The sequence below is a fragment of the Neptunomonas phycophila genome, from assembly GCF_001922575.1.
GTDB lineage: Bacteria > Pseudomonadota > Gammaproteobacteria > Pseudomonadales > Balneatricaceae > Neptunomonas > Neptunomonas phycophila.
Genome location: NZ_MRCI01000001.1, coordinates 1,945,245 through 1,963,197 on the forward strand (window position 1 = coordinate 1,945,245; position 17,953 = coordinate 1,963,197).

A 17,953-nucleotide genomic window follows, 5' to 3' on the forward strand; every position below is an offset into this window, starting at 1 on the left:
AGCGAAAAGCCAGCGCTACCCAAATAAGAAGGAACACATCCATGAATACACTAGGCAATTACATCAATGGCCAACACACAGAGAGTAATAGCGGCCGAGTAGCGCCGGTGTTCAACCCCGCAACGGGAGAACAAACCCGACAAGTCGTGTTGTCCAGCGCTGATGAAACGCGAGCAGCTATCGCCTCTGCACAAGAAGCCTTTGCTAAATGGCGTGCTGTTACACCGCTTAATCGTGCACGTGTTATGTTCAAATTTAAGGCCTTACTAGAGCAGCACGCCGATGAATTAGCAGAAATGATTACGGCTGAGCATGGTAAGGTTTTCTCCGATGCTAAAGGTGAAGTAACACGCGGCTTAGAAGTGGTCGAGTTTGCCTGCGGTATTCCGCACCTTCAAAAAGGAGAGCATAGCCTTAATGTGGGCCGTGGTGTGGACAGCATGTCACTTATGCAGCCTCTTGGCGTTTGTGCAGGCATCGCACCGTTTAACTTCCCTGCCATGGTGCCTATGTGGATGTTCCCAGTTGCTATTGCTTGCGGTAACACCTTCGTGATGAAGCCATCAGAAAAAGACCCTTCAGTGCCATTGCGCTTGGCTGAACTGCTAACAGAAGCGGGCCTACCTGAAGGCGTATTCAACGTAGTGAACGGCGATAAAGAATCGGTAGATGTGCTTTTATCCGATGATCGTGTACAAGCCGTAAGCTTTGTAGGCTCAACGCCTATTGCCGAATACATTTACTCGACAGCATCAGCCAACGGCAAGCGCGTACAAGCACTCGGTGGCGCTAAAAACCATATGATTGTTATGCCCGATGCCGATCCAGAACAAGTGGTTGGCTCACTTATGGGAGCCGCATACGGTTCGGCTGGTGAGCGCTGCATGGCTATCTCTGTTGCCGTGTGCGTTGGCGATGAAGTGGCAGACAACCTAGTAAAACGTATCGGTGAAGAAATAGACACTATGCGTGTGGGCCCGGGTGTAGGCTTACCTGAAGAAGCACATATGGGCCCTGTTATCTCAAAAGTCCATGCTGACAAAGTAAAAGAATACATCACCTCTGGTGTCGAAGAAGGCGCTACCCTATTACGCGACGGCCGCGAGTTTGTATGCAAAGGGAACGAAAATGGCTACTTTGTAGGCCCTACCCTGTTTGATAACGTAAAACGCGGTATGCGCATTTACGAAGAAGAAATCTTTGGCCCCGTTCTATGTGTAGTCCGCGCCGAAAGCTATGCAGAAGCCGTGCAAATGATCAATGAGCACGAATACGGCAACGGTACCGCTATCTTTACGCGTGATGGCGATACAGCCCGTCAGTTCTGCGAGGAAATCCAAGTTGGTATGGTCGGTGTAAACGTGCCAATTCCAGTCCCGATGGCCTTCCACAGCTTTGGTGGTTGGAAACGCTCGTTGTTTGGTCCATTACATATGCATGGCCCAGATGGCGTTCGCTTTTACACGCGCATGAAAACTGTAACCGCTCGCTGGCCAACCGGCTTACGTGCTGGAGCTGAGTTTTCAATGCCAACCATGAAATAAGTTGTCCCTTGCTCTCCATGCCTGAAGAGTAATGCTCTGTTGCCACATCATTGATAGTGGTTTTATAGCCCATCGTTTAGATGGGCTTTTTTTATTCACAACAACGCTAGGCTGACGCTTTTACGGCTGCACGAACGCGCTTCAGCGGCCTATCAACAACGTAAGTAATGAATACCGATAACACAACACACAATAGACAAGCCCCCACAAAAGTAATGATCCCTTGATACGAATCTCCTCTAAGCGGCTCGCCCCAAATCATCATCGACACAGCCAGCCCTGCCAGCCAATGAAAGAGATAGGTAGGGTAACTTAAATCCCCCAACCAGCCATCAACTCGCCGGTTAACTAATGGGAATCGACCTCTAATTAACATAACTACCAGCAAAGCGTTAACCATATAATTAAGGTAGAAGCTAACATGGTGAGCCAGCTCCATTAGCACACTCTCATCTCTTTCATATCGGATACTAGCGGCTAAAAAGGCATTGATAATAAAAGCCAAAAGCAAAGCCAGTACTACATAATTAGACGCTAGGAACATGCTCTTAGTCTCTAATTGTTGGCGATAGTGATAAATCAACGCACCTACCGCAAACGGTAAGCTGCCAGCCAATATTGATGAATAACGAGCACTATCACCCCACTGTTGAATATGAGTAAGCGCCATATACAACGCACTTGTATAAAACCATACCCAAGTAATTTGTCTATTTTTAGAGATACCCAACATTATGAGTACATAGAAAATTAACTCTATTGTTAGCGCCCACGTTGGAGGGGAAAAACGGGGCTCGACCTGCCCAGGAAATACGCTGAAATACAACAAGGAAATGTTTTGAAACCACTCTTGTGCTGACGATGGCAGATAAATAAAGCGGCGATAACTTCGAGTAATATCTTCACCCAATATAAGAATAATCACCAACGACAGCGACAAAATAGCCCAATAAGCAGGGTATAAACGTAAAAAACGATTAACACCAAAACGCTTGTAGCCCATCCATGAATAACCATATGTGTGCTGCATCACATAGGTCATTAGATAGCCACTTAAAATAAAAAAGCCATGTACCGCATATTGCCCAATAACGGGCACCAACAACAGATGTTGTATAACGACGGCCATCGCCAAAAAAGCACGGTAAGCCCCAAACATGTCACATTCCTTGTAATAGTTCCTCAAAAGAGCCTATCACAACCTGTGAAGCTTACTAATAACTATAAGAGAGAATTGAGTGTTTACCCGTATTAATGAAGATTAACGATCAGAAAATCTCCACTAGGCATACAAAATTGGTTTTCTTCAGATCAATTAGGTTAGTGATCGTTTCCTGCGTATACCCACATAGGCTCCGTTTTACCCGCCCGCTCAAACCCTAATGATTCATAAAACCGAACAGCGTCACCATCAGCCGTTAGCATTTGCTGATGAAAATTAGCATAAACGTCTTGTAAGGCTGCCATCATAAGCCTACCGACACCTTTGCCTTGCTCACTGGGATGAACCAGAAAATGTGGGTAATACACCACTAAATGCCCATCTGATATCGCATTACCCAACCCGACCAAACGCCCTGATATTCTGGCTGTTACTAATGAGTGAGAATTGCGTAAGGCGGCCATTAACGACTCAGGCTTATCAGCCGCCGACCAAGCATTCGCTTGATACAAAGCAATAACTTCATCCGTTGCAATAACGTCCGTTAACGAAATATCAACCTGCATACGATCCCCTTGAATCACGACTTTACTCGTACACGATTATTCCTGTCTCGAATAGCTAGAATTTGATCATTATTAGCCAAATCATGTTCCGTTTTACTCATGCGATCATACAAGACCACATTGACCGTTGCGGCCAAATTCAGACATCCATTAGCAGGGATGTAAACGACATCATCAGCACGATCAATAATGTCCTGGCTAATCGTTCCATCCTCAGGGCCAAAAATATAAAGCGCCTCAGCCGGATGCTCAAACCGAGTTAATGGCACAGCACCATCCACCAAATCAACACAAACCACCTTAGTGGTCGGGGGGACAGCTTCGATAAGATTCGCTACTCGCTGCAAGGGTATCGCTTGAGCTCTGTTTTGAGTATCGGTATGGAAACGCTCGGCTCTATCGTATCGCTCGCCCGTGTAAAAAACAGCCTCCGCTTGGAAGCAACCAGACGCCCGCAACACAGCCCCAACATTGGTTGGGCTTTTGGGGTTAACAAGGCCAATACTAACGCGAGGTTCGGGCATATATAGAGCTTCCATCAAAAGTTACTTTTTCCAATGGCAGCACGGCCATAAAAAGGCTGTCGATAGTAACCAAGGTATAGCGGCGAGTAAACTGCACACTGCCTATATCGCTATCGCTGATAATTAAGAACTTGCCCTTTAAATGGCTTTACCGTGTAGTCGCACTCGATAGGACGAGCCTGAGTATGCACCCAGCCTAAGTGCGTCATTCGCTTACTAAACTTAGCGTGATTCCCCCTACCGGGATCAATAAGAATGATTTCGCATTGCTCACTAGCATGCTGATTTAGAAATGCAGCTAACAACTCAATATGCTCAGCTTCATACAGCAGATCGCTACCAATGATAATATCAAACTTACCCATATCATTAGCGGCGTCAGCCCAACCAACACGGTAAAATGGTATGTTAGGGTCGCCGTTAAGTTCAGTATTCACATCCAAAAAAGCACCCACCTCGGGATGATAATCTGTGACTGTGATGTCGGCTTTTCTATGGTTAAGCAGCAGGCTCGCTAAAGCTAACCCACAGCCGACTTCTAAAATACGTTTACCAGCGAACTCACGAGTATTAATTTGATGCGCCAAGACTAAACCCGAATCCCACAAAACGCCGAATAAAGGCCAAGAAGCTGACGAAATACCTAATGCTTCGGCAATGCCATCATCATCGGAAAATTCTTGGTTATCACGTAGAGAGCGCACGTGAATATCCGTGTTATCAAACTCGATTGTTTGATACTTAACACGTGGAGAGGACATAAAGTACCTAAAGGTAAGAGAAGCCCAGCGCGCTTTCAGTGAAGCTTAACCGTTGAGCAAGGCTTCCATTGTACTCTATTTAAACAACTGACATAGAATTTAAACACGACATAGTCTAAAGACTAACGATGAGAAAAATTCTGAACTATCCATTTATCTAATTGATTTGCAAACTGTTGCTTTTCTCTTGGCCCTAACGTTGCCGTCTTTCCAGTATGAATACCACTGGCTCTTAGGGTTTCATTAAAATCACGCATAGTCACTTTTGCTTTGATAGTCTCGCGAGAATACATCTCACCACGCGGGTGCAGCGCATCGGCTCCCTTTTCCATGACTTCAGCAGCCAACGGAATGTCTTGGGTAATCACTAAATCCCCTTTGAGCACTTGGCGCACTATTTCGTTATCCGCTACATCAAAACCTGTTGGCACCGTTTTCGCTTTGATAAATCGAGACGGAGGCACCTGTAGAGACTGGTTAGCAACTAGTGTCGTCATAATACCCACGCGCTCTGCTGCACGAAACAGAATCTCTTTCATCGCTTTTGGGCATGCATCAGCATCTACCCATATTTGAACCGGTCTTTTAGCTTCGCTCATCATAACGTCCATTTGGTTTACGCCGTACAAACGCGCGGATTATACAGCCATTGGCCCACAAGGTAATTCAAATAAATGGAGTGTCATTTTTACGGCAGCGCCGTCATCAATTTTATTTGAGCAGAGATCTCAACACCTGCCGAACACTACGCCAACGGCTGACTAATAAAGCACTAAAAATTAACAAACAACCTAATAACTGCATGAACGACATAGTTTCACCGAACCACAACGCGGCTAGCATGGCTGTCCAGACGGGTTCTAATGTCATAATAACTGCAGCGTTACTGGCGGTTGATAAGCTTTGCGCCCATGTTTGCATAAAAAAACGTAAGCTAGTGGCAATAAAGATACTGGCAAAAAACCAACCCCAAATTGAAGTACTCACATCAAATGCCCAGCTTTCACTTACATACGAAACGGGAAGAGCAACGAGACCCACCACTATTAATTGAATCGCCGCTAATGCTATAGGCGACGTTTTAGCAGCGGCGCGGCTATTAAGGTTAAAAGTGAACGCAAAAAAGACAGCCGACAAAAGAAAGCAAAACTCTCCAAACCCGATAATAAAGTGGCTATCCAATGATAAGGCTGCCAAGCCCGCAATGGCAAAAGGTAATGACTGCCAAATAGCCTTGCTGGGTGTGTCTCCAAAAAATAGCGCCACAACGGGTACTAAAATAACACCCAAGCTGGTAATAAAAGCCCCTACACCAATATGATTAGCGTAATGTAAACCTAAGATCCAAAAAATCATCGCTACGCCAAACGATAACCCGACCAACGCTGTTCTGAGTAAGCCTCGACGCCCCAATCTCGACAAAGGCCTCCATCCGAAAGCCGTTAAGACTAGACCTGCGATCAAAAAGCGCGAGCCAATAAAAAAAAGAGGAGGTAAACCAGAAAGAGCCTCTTTTGAAAAAATCCATCCCGCAGCGGCGAGCAAGGTTACGCACACTAGAATGCAATCTGATTTAGTAGCATTGGTTAGATTCACAATTCCCTTCTTTTCAATATGTATGCATCAGACGTTCGTTAATGTTTATTTATTTTCATTAATGTTCGATTGTAAGCATTTGATTTTCAAAATGAAATATTTATTCCCGTAAGCCATTGTAACAAGCCAGTACATGAAACTTGTAACTCAAACAAAATCTTTTCGTAATAAAACAAAAATTTAAGCTTAAGCGCTTACAAAAAGAACATTTATTATGTTATTTTACTACATATTAAGCACTCAGTGGCTTTCTTAAAATCGGCTATAGCCCAAAAGTGCGTTAACTAACTACATAATTATTAGAATGTTAATTCCAATAATGTATTATATAAAATAAACGTTTCACAAATCAGTCACTCAACACACTGATGCGTGAATCAAAAAAAATAACAGGAGTCACCATGAGTACAATTAAAGTTGCTATTAACGGATTTGGACGTATTGGTCGTAACGTGTTGCGAGCTTTATATGAGTCTGGCTACCGTGAACAAATCCAAGTCGTCGCTATCAATGATTTAGGCGATGCGGAGATCAATGCGCATCTCTTAAAGTTTGATACCGTGCATGGCCGGTTCAATGGTGAAGTAGAGCTTGGCGATAACAGCATCATCGTCAATGGTGACATCATTAAAATCACTTCTGAACGCAACCCAAGCGATCTTCCTTGGGGCGAAAACGACATCGATGTCGTATACGAGTGCACTGGCATATTTACAAGCCGAGCAAAAGCCGCAGCCCACATCGAAGCCGGTGCTAAAAAGGTAATCATTTCTGCACCTGCTAATGATTCAGACTTAACCGTTGTTCACGGCATCAATCACCACTTATTAAATGCCGATCACCAAATTATTTCTAACGCTTCTTGCACTACTAACTGTTTAGCCCCGATCGCTAAACCGCTAAATGATGAGTTAGGCATAGAAAACGGCTTGATGACCACTATCCATTCTTACACTAACGATCAAAAGCTAAGCGATGTATATCACACAGACTTATATCGTGCTCGTGCAGCTGCCCATTCAATGATCCCGACAAAAACAGGTGCTGCCGCTGCCGTTGGTTTAGTGTTACCAGAACTTAACGGGAAATTGGATGGCATGGCTGTTCGCGTTCCAACCATCAACGTTTCATTGGTTGACTTAAGCTTTGTAGCAAGTCGCGACACCACTGTAGAAGAAGTGAACTCCATTCTAAGCAAGGCCGCTAACGGCGCGTTAAAAGGCATTTTAGAAATCAACTCTCTACCGCTAGTGTCTGTTGATTTTAACCACAACCCTGCCTCTTCTATTTTTGACGCGAGCCAAACGCGAGTTAACGGCCGTTTAGTCAAAGTCATGTCATGGTATGACAATGAATGGGGCTTCTCTAACCGCATGCTGGATAACACCCTAGCATTGATGAACGCATCACACTGAGGTTTCTCATGCAACGCAGAACTAAAATTGTCGCTACGTTAGGCCCTTCAACTAACTCCCCTGAGGCTATTGAAGGCTTGATCATCGCGGGCGTTAATGTAGTCCGCATGAATTTTTCGCATGGAAGCCCAGAAGACCACAAAGAGCGAGCTAACTTGGTACGCGAATTTGCGGCTAAACATAAACGCTTTGTCGGCATTTTAGGCGATCTGCAAGGCCCTAAAATTCGTATTTCTCGCTTCGCAAATGGCAAAGAGATCCTCAAGAACGGCCAAAACTTTATTCTAGATGCAGACCTTGATCGTGATGCAGGCACGTCCGAGCGCGTAGGTATCGATTATAAAGAGCTTGTCGCTGACTCTCGTCCTGGCGATATCCTGTTGCTAGACGACGGCCGATTAGAATTTGAGGTTAAGTTTGTGGAAGGCCAAGAGATTCACTGTCACGTATTAGTGGGCGGGCCTATCTCAAACAATAAAGGCATCAACCGCAAAGGGGGTGGCCTATCCGCGGCAGCATTAACAGAAAAAGATAAGCGCGATATTTATGTTGCGGCTGAGATCGGTGTTGATTTCTTAGCAGTATCTTTCCCTCGTGATGCCGCTGATATGGAAGAAGCCAGCCGTTTGATGAAAGAAGCCGGTTGCAACGCTGGGCTAGTTGCTAAAATTGAGCGCGCCGAAGCAGTAGCCGATGTAGAAACCCTTGACGGTATTATAAAAGCCTCTGATGGTGTGATGGTTGCTCGTGGGGACCTGGGCGTAGAGATTGGTGATGCCGAACTGATTGGCGTACAAAAGCTGATCATCGACCGTGCGCGCACACTTAACCGATTTGTCATTACAGCGACACAAATGATGGAATCGATGACTCATGCCCCTCTTCCTACACGCGCTGAAGTATTCGATGTCGCGAATGCGGTGTTAGATGGTACTGATGCCGTCATGCTTTCAGGCGAAACGGCGGCCGGTGATTACCCTATCGAAACGGTAGAGGCGATGGCACGTGTCATTGTGGGCGCAGAACGCCACCCGCACAGTAAAACCTCTAAGCACCGAATCAATGAAGCGTTTACTTACGTAGACGAGACGATTGCCCTATCCGCGATGTATGCAGCTAATCACCTAGAGGGTGTTAAGGCGATCATCTGCATGAGTGAGACAGGTGCAACTCCGTTATTAATGTCACGTATTCGATCTCGCCAACCGATTTTTACCTTTTCACGTCATCCGCGTACCCAAAACAAAGTCACCATTTACCGCGGCGTTAAAACCGTGCCGTTTAATGCTGACGATATCCCTAACGAACAAATCAACCGCTTAGCCGTCGACGAGCTAGTCAGTCGTGGCGTGGTTGAAGAAGGCGATCTCGTTATCATTACCAAAGGTGACTATGTCAACGCACAGGGCGGAACCAACACAATGAAAGTCGTTAAGGTAGGTAGCGACATTCACTAAATCCGTTTTAAAAATGATCCCGGAACTTATAAAAATGACAAGCATCATCCAGGAAATTAAAGCCCGCGAGATATTGGATTCTCGCGGCAACCCCACTGTTGAAGCCGATGTAATACTAACAAACGGTATTGTTGGCACCGCCTGTGCGCCCTCAGGTGCTAGCACAGGCTCCCGCGAGGCTCTTGAACTACGCGATGGAGATAAGAGTCGCTATTTGGGAAAAGGTGTCCAAAAAGCCGTAGATAATATTAACAATCGCGTTTGCGAAGTACTCAAAGGTTTAAATGCCAGAAACCAACGCGCAATAGATGATGCTATGTGCAAAATGGACGGCACAGAGAACAAATCGGATTTAGGGGCTAATGCAATTTTAGCGGTATCACTGGCTTGCGCAAAAGCGGCCGCTACTGACCTTAACATTCCTTTGTATGCGCATATAGCTGAATTGTACGGACAACCTGGACAGTTCAGCATGCCACTTCCCATGATGAATATCATTAATGGCGGAGAGCATGCCGATAACAATATTGATATCCAAGAGTTCATGATCCAGCCGGTGTCCGCCACCAGTTTTCGTGAAGCACTTCGCATGGGCGCTGAAGTTTTCCACGCACTAAAAAAAGTCCTCCAGAGCCGCAACTTAAATACAGCGGTTGGTGATGAGGGCGGCTTTGCTCCGGATTTAAGCAGTAACGAAGAAGCCCTAGTGGTCATCCGCGAAGCTATCGAGCTAGCGGGATACAGCTTAGGTCATGACTTCACCCTAGCATTAGATTGCGCTGCTTCCGAGTTTTACAACGAAGGGCAATACCAGCTAAACGGTGAGGGGAAAACATTTAACGCCGAAGGCTTCAGCGATTATTTAGCCAGCCTTACGGACAAACACCCTATTGTTTCAATTGAGGACGGTTTGGATGAGTCTGACTGGGCGGGTTGGAATTACTTAACGCGTAAGTTAGGTGCTACAACTCAGCTCGTTGGCGATGATTTATTCGTTACCAATACCAAAATTCTTAAACGCGGCATTGATGAGAAAATTGGGAACGCTATTCTGATTAAATTCAACCAGATTGGTACGCTGACTGAAACACTCGACGCGATACGAATGGCTCAAGATGCGGGTTATCGCGCCGTCATTTCCCACCGCTCTGGTGAAACAGAAGACACAACGATTGCAGACCTTGCTGTTGGAACCTGTGCAGGCCAAATAAAAACGGGATCTCTTTGCCGCTCCGACCGTGTCGCTAAATATAACCGCCTACTACGCATTGAAGAGGAAACCGCAGGAAGCGCTCCTTATCGTGGGCGATCAGAACTACCAGGCCAACGTTAAGCGGAGTAGTTAATATGCCTAAAATGTATGTTATCGGGAACTGGAAAATGCACGGTTCCAAAATAACCAATTGCCGCTTAATAGAAGGGATTCTATCTAAGCTCCCTATTCTGACAAAAGTTGATGTGGCTATTTGCCCCCCTTTTCCGTATCTGCAGCAAACTAGCGATAAGCTTTTCCGTCGCCCAATATTATTGGGCGCTCAAGATCTGAGCTGCGCAAAAGAAGGAGCTTACACTGGCGAAGTGTCGGGCGACATGCTGCGAGACCTTAAAACACGTTTTGTATTAGTAGGTCATTCTGAGCGCCGCGCCATGCACAATGAATCAGACCAGGTGGTTGCCAATAAATTTGCCGCTGCACTCGAGGCAGACCTTATACCCGTGCTATGTGTTGGCGAAACACTTGAGCAACGCGAAGCGGGCCACGCAGAGCAAGTTATTGCTGAGCAAGTGAGTGCAGTTATTAACGCTGTTGGCGTAGAGGCACTCTCCAAAGGAGTTATCGCCTATGAGCCTATCTGGGCAATAGGCTCCGGTAAAACCGCCACACCACTGCAAGCACAGCACATACACGCTTTTATTCGAGGTCTTGTGCGTGAACATAACGAAACTATAGGCTCGGATTTATCCATTCTATACGGCGGTAGCGTCAATGCAGATAACGCAGCAACGTTATTTGGGCAACCCGATATTAACGGCGGACTGATAGGCGGCGCTTCCCTCAAAGCCGATAGTTTTGTTTCTATTTGCTTAGCGGCAAATATGTGAACACATTCTTTTAGGTAAGGCTCTTTTATTTCTTCGACTCAGGAAAAATAAAAGGGCCTTTTTTGTTCAACCTTAACAATAATTTTGGATCATACTTTCCATGACCATCTTGCTCCTGCTCATCGCATTGGCAGCCTTCTTGTTCATAGCACTCGAAGAAGTCACTCATATCAATAAAGCCAAAACTACTCTATTTTTTGGTACGTTGGCTTGGTTAATCTTATTTTTGTCGCCGCCCCACGGTGCAAGCCCAGAGTCTCTCAACGAGGCTCTAGGTGAAAACCTTATGGAGATAGCTTCGCTGTGGCTGTTCTTAATGGCCGCTATGACCTTTGTGGCTTTCCTCAACCAAAAAGGCCTAATTGAATCGATCATACACCGTTGTTTACCAAAGCAGGTTTCAGAGCGCCGTGTAACCTTTTTAGTCGCTGCTTTCGCATTTGTGTTTTCATCATTATCAGACAACATCACCGCCACTTTAGTATCGATCACGTTAGTCATGTCACTGGGCCTACCTAAAAATCGAACCATGCGATTAGCGGTGCTATCGGTCTTTGCTGTTAACTCGGGAGGAGTTTCCTTAATCACAGGTGACGTCACTACTTTGATGATTTTCCTAGAAGGAAAAGCATCAATTGATAACTTGTTATGGCTCAGTATCCCTTCCTTTTGCAGTGTCTTATTACTAGCAAGCCTGTTAAGTATTGGCTCGAACAATATCGTTGTTTTACAGAGAAAAAGCGTAGAATACGATAAAACGGGCCTCGGTATTGCGGCTCTATTTTTATGCACTATTTTAGCCACCATTCTCTTAAACCTGATAGCTGGTGTTCCTCCTGTACTTACGTTCCTCTTCGGTTTATCGGTAATGTTCTTGCTGGGACAAATTTTATACCGAGATGAAAAGCGTGAAAGCTTGCTCGACTATGTGCGGCTCATAGAATACGACACACTACTTTTCTTTTTAGGCATCTTGTTACTGGTAGGTATGCTTAAAGATATTGGCGTACTTGATCAGATGGTAAAAATTTACGATTTACTACCAACCGAACTAGCCAATTACTTCCTAGGGTTACTGTCAGCTTTAGTAGATAACGTGCCATTAACCGCTGCTTTGCTAAAAGCAGGCATTATGATGAACCCTGCGCAATGGCTATCCCTAACGTACGCTGTTGGCGTAGGCGGCTCCTTGTTAGTGATAGGTTCTGCGGCTGGTATAGTCGCTATGAGTAAAGTGAACGGCCTAAGCTTCTTCCGTTATATGAAGTACAGCTTTTTACTCTTGCTTTGCTACAGCGTTGGTTATGTCGGTAGCTTACTCATGGGCCAATGGCTCTACAGCTAGCGCAATAAAGACGCGTTATACAGCGTTATTAATAGGCGTTTGATTGAGATATTCGAGAGACTGCATCTCGATCAAACGGCTATGAGTTCGTGCAAATTCAAAGCTTAGCGCCCCGCCCCCATAAAGGTCTTCAAAGGCTACGTCTGCTACTAGATACAAATTAACACGCCGATCATATAACTCATCAACCAAGGCAATAAACCGGCGCGCAGCGTCGTCTAAACGCGCATATTTTACCACTCTATTGCCTGTCTCAGTTGGCTCGCCACTGCCGTCCTCCGTGCCACGCGCTTTAATCCAGTCTCGTATTTCTCCACCTAAAGCATGTACGCCAGTAATCAATATCGTGGAAAATTTGTTCGCCAGCTCTACATAATCTTGCGGCGCCCTTGGGCCTGAGCATATATCGTTAAAATCAAACCAAACGACCTGATCCGAATACCGCTGAGGGCTCATTTGTCGATGATTAATGAGTAAAGCGCTGTTTTTTTCGTAAGACGCATTCTGATTAAGCTGATCAAACAGTGCATCGGGTAGTACTTCATGCGTTTTAAAAAACGTCTTTTTTAACTCCATATGCCGTAGGCGATGGTCTTCCTTACCGTCTAAATGAAACTCATGCATGTACTCTTGTAATAATGCCCGGGCTGGGTCAAATTTATGCTTGTGTAAATCATCCATAAATAGCAAACGCACAGGGATGTTAGACGTTGTAATTAATGTGACACCACTTTCAAATAAGGTTTTCAATAAACCTCCCAACAAAATGGCATCACCAATATCGGTGACAAAAAACTCATCAAAGCATAAAACACGGCACCGTTTAGCTAAACGCCGCGCGACAACGTCTAAAGGGTTCTTCTGACCACTCACCAGCCTCATTTCAGCATGGATATGCATCATAAATTGATAAAAGTGCATCCGTAACTTTCCCTTTTCAGGCAAGCTATCGTAAAACAAATCCATAAGGAACGTTTTACCTCGGCCCACATCGCCCCACATATAAAGCCCCTTTACAGGAGGAGTCGCACCCCACAAACCCTTTCTTTTAGGCGGGAGTGTTAACTCTTTATGAATGTCGTCCAACCGCTTCACGGCAGCTAATTGAACGGGGTCACGTGCAAAGTTGTTTTTTAACAGCTGTGCTTCAAACACGGTTAATGGGCTGGCTGGCATATACCCTAATCTTCCAAGAGAGACTAATTTTCATTAAGGTGCAGGTGTATAACTAAAAAGCCCTGCGGGAAACAGGGCTTTTCATTGATGGTATCATCGTTTCAGCGATGATCGCAAAATCACGTGAGGGTACGCTTCTTATCCAACCAATACATCAGCACAGGTATAACCATACTCATGGTTAACATCCTAAACATTTGATGGGTTGCAACAAATAAAGCATCCACCTCTTGATTCATCGCTATAGCGACCATCACCTCCATTCCTCCAGGTGCATAAGCCAGCATTGCTTGCGTCCAAGGAATATCATTCCAATAATGCAAAATAGCCGCAAAGCTCCCGGAAATAATGAGTGTAATAATCAAGCCGCCCATTGCCGCTTTTAGTTCTGGAATAACCTCTCTTAGCACCAAACCATCAAAGCGAGACCCGATCGCACAGCCCAAAAACACCAGTAGAGTGAGAAGCATCATTTCCGGAAACTTCCAATGCCACCCAAAGCTCAGTTTCAAAATGAGTGTTGCGGCAATCCCCCCAACCAGCATGGCTGCCGGAACTCGTACTTTACCCAAAATCCAGCCCAGGATAACGGCTAAAAACACCGTGGCTATCATTTGTTCTGGATGCTCAATATAAAAGCCGCTAAGGGTAACTTCACGTTCGGCAAGAGGTAAGAAAAGAGGAACCAAAAAAACAAGAAACAACAAACGAACGCTGTGAGTCAGTGCAATACGACGCACATTTGCATTAGTATCTTGTGCCATGGCCAACATTATCGCTAAGTTACCCGGCACCGCACAAAAGAGAGCCTCATTCATTTTCCAGCCCGGTAAACGGGCATAATAACGGTAGGTCACTGCCAGTAACGCAACCATCATACCGCACATCAACACGGCGGACTGTCCCCAGTAGATGAGTTGATCAATCAAATCAGCTTCGATGTTAAGCGCAACAGATATACCCAAAAACAAACTGACCATTGACGAGGTTGACTTAGGCATAGCGACTTTAATGCCACTGATCGCGACCACTACAACAGAAATCAGCGCCCCGACTAGCCACGCCGATGGCAAACCAACAAGATGAGCTAGGAACGCCCCGCAAACACCAATAAACAGTGTCCTAATGATTAACCACATACTGAGCTAATCTCCTTAAACCAAAAAAAGGGGCAACCAAAGGCCACCCCAAAAATCTCCTGCTAGGCAGAAAACGACAGAACCTTTACAACAAACTACTCATCCACTTCGGCAGCAGTAGCCATCGTTTTACGCTTCTTAAGCACGCGCATGGACAGAGGAGCAACAATAGCTAACACCGTAGCAACCGCTAAACCATAGGTCATTGGCCCATTGAGTAAAATGTTCCAATCGCCTCCACTAATTGACAATGCACGACGTAAGTTTTCTTCCAATACCTCGCCTAGCACAAGCCCTAAGATAACTGGAGCCAATGAGAAGTGAAGCTTACGAAGGATAAAGCCAATAACGCCCAGCACCACCATAAAGAACAAATCAAAACTATCACCGTGAATCGAATAGATACCAATAAAGGTAAGCATCACGATTACAGGAACCAAGTAAGCTTGGCGAATAGACAACAAGCGAACAAACAAACCGATCATTGGTAAGTTCATGACTAATAACGCGATATTGCCCACAAACATCGATGCAATTAGGCCCCAAGCAATTTCAGGACGTTGCTCAAACAATAGTGGCCCAGGTGTAATGTTAAACATCATGAGTGCGCCCAGCAAAATAGCGGTGGTTCCGCTACCCGGTATTCCCAACGTCAACATAGGTACCATGGCTCCCGCAGCAGATGCGTTGTTAGCCGCTTCTGGTGCCGCTAAACCGCGGATATCACCTTCACCAAAGTGCTCGTCTTTACCCTCAGCAAACCGTTTTTCGGTACCGTAGGCAACGGCGCTGGCAATAGAAGCCCCCGTACCTGGTAAGACCCCTATCAAGAAGCCCGATAGCGTTGAGCGCAATACAACCCATTTAACCGCAACTAAGTCAGCAAAGGTCACAAAGCTTTTACCCACAGGTGTTATTTTCAGATCATTACGTGCCCAAGATTCCAGAAGAACAAACACTTCGCTGATAGCAAACATCCCAATAACAACCACTAAAAAGTCGATGCCATCGAAGAAATTGGGGATACCCATTGTAAAACGTAAAACGCCTGTACCTGAATCGATCCCTACAGTCGCTAAAAGCAAGCCAATAACCACCCCTACCAACGTTTTAACGGGACGACTACCCACCATAGTCGCTAAGCACGTAAAGGCAAAAACCATTAACCAAACGTATTCAGATGGACCAAACTTAATCGCCAATTGGCTTAAAAGCGGAGCCGTGAATACCATTAAAAGTAAGGCGCCCATACTCCCAGCAAACGAACTCACCGCTGATAACGCCAATGCTCGACCACCCTCACCTTTGCGTGAAAGCGGATAACCATCAAGCGTTGTCATAATCGCGCCCGCATCCCCTGGGACATTCAACAAAATACTTGAGATCCGGCCACCATACTCGGCTCCGTAGTAAACACCTGCCAACAATATTAATGCTGATTCAGGCGGCAAACCTAAGGCATAAGCCAGTGGCAATAAAATAGCAACACCGTTAATAGGACCGATCCCCGGTAAAGAACCGATCAAGGTGCCAATAAAACATCCCATCAAAACCAATAAAAGGTTGAGCGGGAGCAGCGCCACGGAAAATCCGGTCGCTAAATAACTTAAAACATCCATCGATCAACTCCCTAGAAGACGCCGGCCCACCAAGTGCCAGAAGGAACATTGAGCTGCAACAAAGAAGACAGCAAGAAGTAGCTAACCACGCTCATTACCAGTGCATAAACGCCAGCGCGAATCGGCTTTTCGCCAAATAACCAGCTGAATACACCACCGACAATGAATGTCGCCACAATAAAGCCTGCATGCTCAAACAAAGCGGCATAAACGGTCATTAGGACAAGACCTGCTAGGATTTTCCCCAAGATCTCTTTGGAAGGATGCCAATCATTCTTACTGGGTTTAATAAGTAGCCACACAGATGTGATGGCTAAGATCACACCCAAAATTACTGGAAACGCTTTAGGGCCTAAAGGCTCGTACTGGAAGGGTACATCTAGCTTAAGCGCTGCCCAGACAATCAGTCCGGACAGCAGCAGCAATGCACCCGCAAAAATGCGGTCATACATGCCTAGTCTCACTTAATTAAGCCAGCTTCTTTTGCAAGATCACGCATATAACCTACGCGACTTTTAACATATGAGTCGAACTCATCACCCGACATTTTGAAAGGAATAAGCCCTTTATCTTGTACCGTTTGCAAGAAGGCCTCGTTCTCATACGCTTTATCAAACTGGGCAGCCCAGTAATCATAAGCTTCGTCAGACACGTCTGGGCCTAGATAAAAACCACGTAGAATAGTCCACTCAGCATCATAGCCTTGCTCTTTGGCAGTAGGAATGGCTTCAAACTCACCTTCTAAACGCTCAGGAGCCATTACCGCTAGCATTTTAAGTTTGCCAGCTTCTAGCTGACCAACCATTTCACCCACATCACCCGGATAAATTTGAATATGTCCGCCCAGTAACGCCGCTGTTGCTTCACCACCGCCCTCATAGGCAACATAGCGCATTGATTTTGGATCCACACCAGACGATTTCATCAAAATAGCGGCTTTCATCCAATCTTGGCTGCCAACACCACCACCAGCGCCCAATACATATTTAGTCGGATCTTTTTTAACATCAGCCACTAACTCAGCTAATGTATTCCAAGGAGCATCAGCTTTAACAATAACGGCGCCGTAATCAACACCCGCCGCGCCTACCCAACGGGCATCATCTTCACTTAACTTACGACCAAATTTGCCCTGAGCAATGTTCAACAACGAGCCAGAGCTAAAAGCCACTAAAGCGTTGCCATCATCACGACGGTTTGAATTGATATAATTATAAGCCACTGCACCCACGCCGCCTGGCATGAATGTAACCGCCATAGGGATGTCGGTAATACCCGCTTCCTTAAAGCCGTTAGATACGATACGGCACGTCAAATCGAAACCACCGCCCGGTTTAGCCGGTGCAATACATTCAGGTTTTGAAGGTTCGTAAGCCATAACATTCATAGCCGTTGCTAGACCAGCCGCTATCGCTAGCGCGTGAAGTTTTAACTTCATGGGAGCATCTCCAGAATAGATATTTTTTGTTGTTAGTTTTATAGGCGCTTCTTAGCGCCCATGAAATATAATCCTTCAAGCTGACAGCTACCTGACAAGCACAGAAAA

The 17,953-nt window shown here is 45.6% G+C and carries 17 protein-coding genes; 6 read left to right on the forward strand and 11 right to left on the reverse strand.

The genetic code is table 11. From position 1 onward, the window contains the following. The first annotated feature begins 41 nt into the window (after positions 1–41). Positions 42–1,544 (forward strand): CoA-acylating methylmalonate-semialdehyde dehydrogenase, encoded by a 1,503-nt coding sequence (locus tag BS617_RS08885; protein ID WP_075172470.1) that lies wholly within the window; start codon positions 42–44, stop codon positions 1,542–1,544. Positions 1,545–1,650: 106 nt separating this feature from the next. On the opposite strand, the gene BS617_RS08890 is transcribed toward BS617_RS08885, so the two are convergent. The 6 genes from BS617_RS08890 to BS617_RS08915 all read right to left on the reverse strand — a co-directional run bounded on the left by BS617_RS08890 (position 1,651) and on the right by BS617_RS08915 (position 6,153). Further along, positions 1,651–2,703: an acyltransferase family protein gene (locus BS617_RS08890; protein ID WP_075172471.1), complete on the reverse strand. Its 1,053-nt coding sequence runs from the start codon at positions 2,701–2,703 to the stop codon at positions 1,651–1,653. A 161-nt stretch (positions 2,704–2,864) separates the two neighbouring features. After that, positions 2,865–3,272 (reverse strand): GNAT family N-acetyltransferase, encoded by a 408-nt coding sequence (locus BS617_RS08895; protein ID WP_075172472.1) that lies wholly within the window; start codon positions 3,270–3,272, stop codon positions 2,865–2,867. A gap of 14 nt (positions 3,273–3,286) precedes the next feature. Continuing rightward, positions 3,287–3,796 (reverse strand): RNA methyltransferase, encoded by a 510-nt coding sequence (locus BS617_RS08900; protein WP_075172473.1) that lies wholly within the window; start codon positions 3,794–3,796, stop codon positions 3,287–3,289. A 110-nt stretch (positions 3,797–3,906) separates the two neighbouring features. Then, positions 3,907–4,557, reverse strand: a complete 651-nt coding sequence (locus tag BS617_RS08905) for a class I SAM-dependent methyltransferase (protein WP_075172474.1) — start codon at positions 4,555–4,557, stop codon at positions 3,907–3,909. A gap of 122 nt (positions 4,558–4,679) precedes the next feature. Next, a complete protein-coding gene (locus tag BS617_RS08910) occupies positions 4,680–5,168 on the reverse strand; it encodes a YaiI/YqxD family protein (protein ID WP_246283235.1) in 489 nt (162 codons plus the stop codon). Between the two features lie 100 nt (positions 5,169–5,268). Further along, positions 5,269–6,153, reverse strand: a complete 885-nt coding sequence (locus tag BS617_RS08915; protein ID WP_075172475.1) for a DMT family transporter — start codon at positions 6,151–6,153, stop codon at positions 5,269–5,271. Positions 6,154–6,554: 401 nt separating this feature from the next. On the opposite strand from BS617_RS08915, the gene gap reads away from it, so the two are divergent. From gap to nhaD, 5 genes are all read left to right on the forward strand, one after another. After that, the gene (gene gap / locus BS617_RS08920; RefSeq protein ID WP_075172476.1) at positions 6,555–7,568 is read left to right on the forward strand and encodes a type I glyceraldehyde-3-phosphate dehydrogenase; all 1,014 of its coding nucleotides are present in this window, start codon (positions 6,555–6,557) and stop codon (positions 7,566–7,568) included. A gap of 8 nt (positions 7,569–7,576) precedes the next feature. Beyond that, positions 7,577–9,025, forward strand: a complete 1,449-nt coding sequence (gene pyk, locus BS617_RS08925; protein WP_075172477.1) for a pyruvate kinase — start codon at positions 7,577–7,579, stop codon at positions 9,023–9,025. A 34-nt stretch (positions 9,026–9,059) separates the two neighbouring features. Beyond that, positions 9,060–10,358, forward strand: a complete 1,299-nt coding sequence (eno, locus tag BS617_RS08930) for a phosphopyruvate hydratase (RefSeq protein WP_075172478.1) — start codon at positions 9,060–9,062, stop codon at positions 10,356–10,358. Between the two features lie 14 nt (positions 10,359–10,372). Then, complete coding sequence (gene tpiA / locus BS617_RS08935) at positions 10,373–11,128, forward strand: triose-phosphate isomerase (RefSeq protein ID WP_075172479.1); 756 nt, start codon at positions 10,373–10,375, stop codon at positions 11,126–11,128. A 100-nt stretch (positions 11,129–11,228) separates the two neighbouring features. Next, the gene (gene nhaD / locus BS617_RS08940; RefSeq protein WP_075172480.1) at positions 11,229–12,473 is read left to right on the forward strand and encodes a sodium:proton antiporter NhaD; all 1,245 of its coding nucleotides are present in this window, start codon (positions 11,229–11,231) and stop codon (positions 12,471–12,473) included. Positions 12,474–12,488: 15 nt separating this feature from the next. Here nhaD and zapE read toward each other — a convergent pair whose 3' ends face one another. The 5 genes from zapE to BS617_RS08965 all read right to left on the reverse strand — a co-directional run bounded on the left by zapE (position 12,489) and on the right by BS617_RS08965 (position 17,845). Then, positions 12,489–13,649, reverse strand: a complete 1,161-nt coding sequence (gene zapE, locus BS617_RS08945; protein WP_075172481.1) for a cell division protein ZapE — start codon at positions 13,647–13,649, stop codon at positions 12,489–12,491. 119 nt (positions 13,650–13,768) lie between these two features. Further along, on the reverse strand, positions 13,769–14,788 hold the full coding sequence (locus BS617_RS08950) for an AbrB family transcriptional regulator (RefSeq protein ID WP_075172482.1): 1,020 nt from the start codon (positions 14,786–14,788) through the stop codon (positions 13,769–13,771). 95 nt (positions 14,789–14,883) lie between these two features. Next, the gene (locus BS617_RS08955; protein ID WP_075172483.1) at positions 14,884–16,407 is read right to left on the reverse strand and encodes a tripartite tricarboxylate transporter permease; all 1,524 of its coding nucleotides are present in this window, start codon (positions 16,405–16,407) and stop codon (positions 14,884–14,886) included. Positions 16,408–16,418: 11 nt separating this feature from the next. Further along, positions 16,419–16,859, reverse strand: a complete 441-nt coding sequence (locus BS617_RS08960; protein WP_075172484.1) for a tripartite tricarboxylate transporter TctB family protein — start codon at positions 16,857–16,859, stop codon at positions 16,419–16,421. Between the two features lie 8 nt (positions 16,860–16,867). Further along, complete coding sequence (locus tag BS617_RS08965) at positions 16,868–17,845, reverse strand: Bug family tripartite tricarboxylate transporter substrate binding protein (RefSeq protein WP_075172485.1); 978 nt, start codon at positions 17,843–17,845, stop codon at positions 16,868–16,870. Between the last annotated feature and the right edge of the window lie 108 nt (positions 17,846–17,953).

Excerpts from the sequence above, each read along its gene's own strand:
- tpiA (WP_075172479.1), top strand. The coding sequence starts at position 10,373 with ATGCCTAAAATGTATGTTATCGGGAACTGGAAAATGCACGGTTCCAAA.
- gap (WP_075172476.1), top strand. The coding sequence starts at position 6,555 with ATGAGTACAATTAAAGTTGCTATTAACGGATTTGGACGTATTGGTCGT.
- nhaD (WP_075172480.1), top strand. The coding sequence starts at position 11,229 with ATGACCATCTTGCTCCTGCTCATCGCATTGGCAGCCTTCTTGTTCATA.
- BS617_RS08960 (WP_075172484.1), bottom strand. The coding sequence starts at position 16,859 with ATGTATGACCGCATTTTTGCGGGTGCATTGCTGCTGCTGTCCGGACTG.
- BS617_RS08950 (WP_075172482.1), bottom strand. The coding sequence starts at position 14,788 with ATGTGGTTAATCATTAGGACACTGTTTATTGGTGTTTGCGGGGCGTTC.
- BS617_RS08910 (WP_246283235.1), bottom strand. The coding sequence starts at position 5,168 with ATGGACGTTATGATGAGCGAAGCTAAAAGACCGGTTCAAATATGGGTA.
- zapE (WP_075172481.1), bottom strand. The coding sequence starts at position 13,649 with ATGCCAGCCAGCCCATTAACCGTGTTTGAAGCACAGCTGTTAAAAAAC.
- BS617_RS08965 (WP_075172485.1), bottom strand. The coding sequence starts at position 17,845 with ATGAAGTTAAAACTTCACGCGCTAGCGATAGCGGCTGGTCTAGCAACG.
- BS617_RS08905 (WP_075172474.1), bottom strand. The coding sequence starts at position 4,557 with ATGTCCTCTCCACGTGTTAAGTATCAAACAATCGAGTTTGATAACACG.
- eno (WP_075172478.1), top strand. The coding sequence starts at position 9,060 with ATGACAAGCATCATCCAGGAAATTAAAGCCCGCGAGATATTGGATTCT.
- BS617_RS08900 (WP_075172473.1), bottom strand. The coding sequence starts at position 3,796 with ATGCCCGAACCTCGCGTTAGTATTGGCCTTGTTAACCCCAAAAGCCCA.
- BS617_RS08890 (WP_075172471.1), bottom strand. The coding sequence starts at position 2,703 with ATGTTTGGGGCTTACCGTGCTTTTTTGGCGATGGCCGTCGTTATACAA.
- pyk (WP_075172477.1), top strand. The coding sequence starts at position 7,577 with ATGCAACGCAGAACTAAAATTGTCGCTACGTTAGGCCCTTCAACTAAC.
- BS617_RS08885 (WP_075172470.1), top strand. The coding sequence starts at position 42 with ATGAATACACTAGGCAATTACATCAATGGCCAACACACAGAGAGTAAT.
- BS617_RS08895 (WP_075172472.1), bottom strand. The coding sequence starts at position 3,272 with ATGCAGGTTGATATTTCGTTAACGGACGTTATTGCAACGGATGAAGTT.
- BS617_RS08955 (WP_075172483.1), bottom strand. The coding sequence starts at position 16,407 with ATGGATGTTTTAAGTTATTTAGCGACCGGATTTTCCGTGGCGCTGCTC.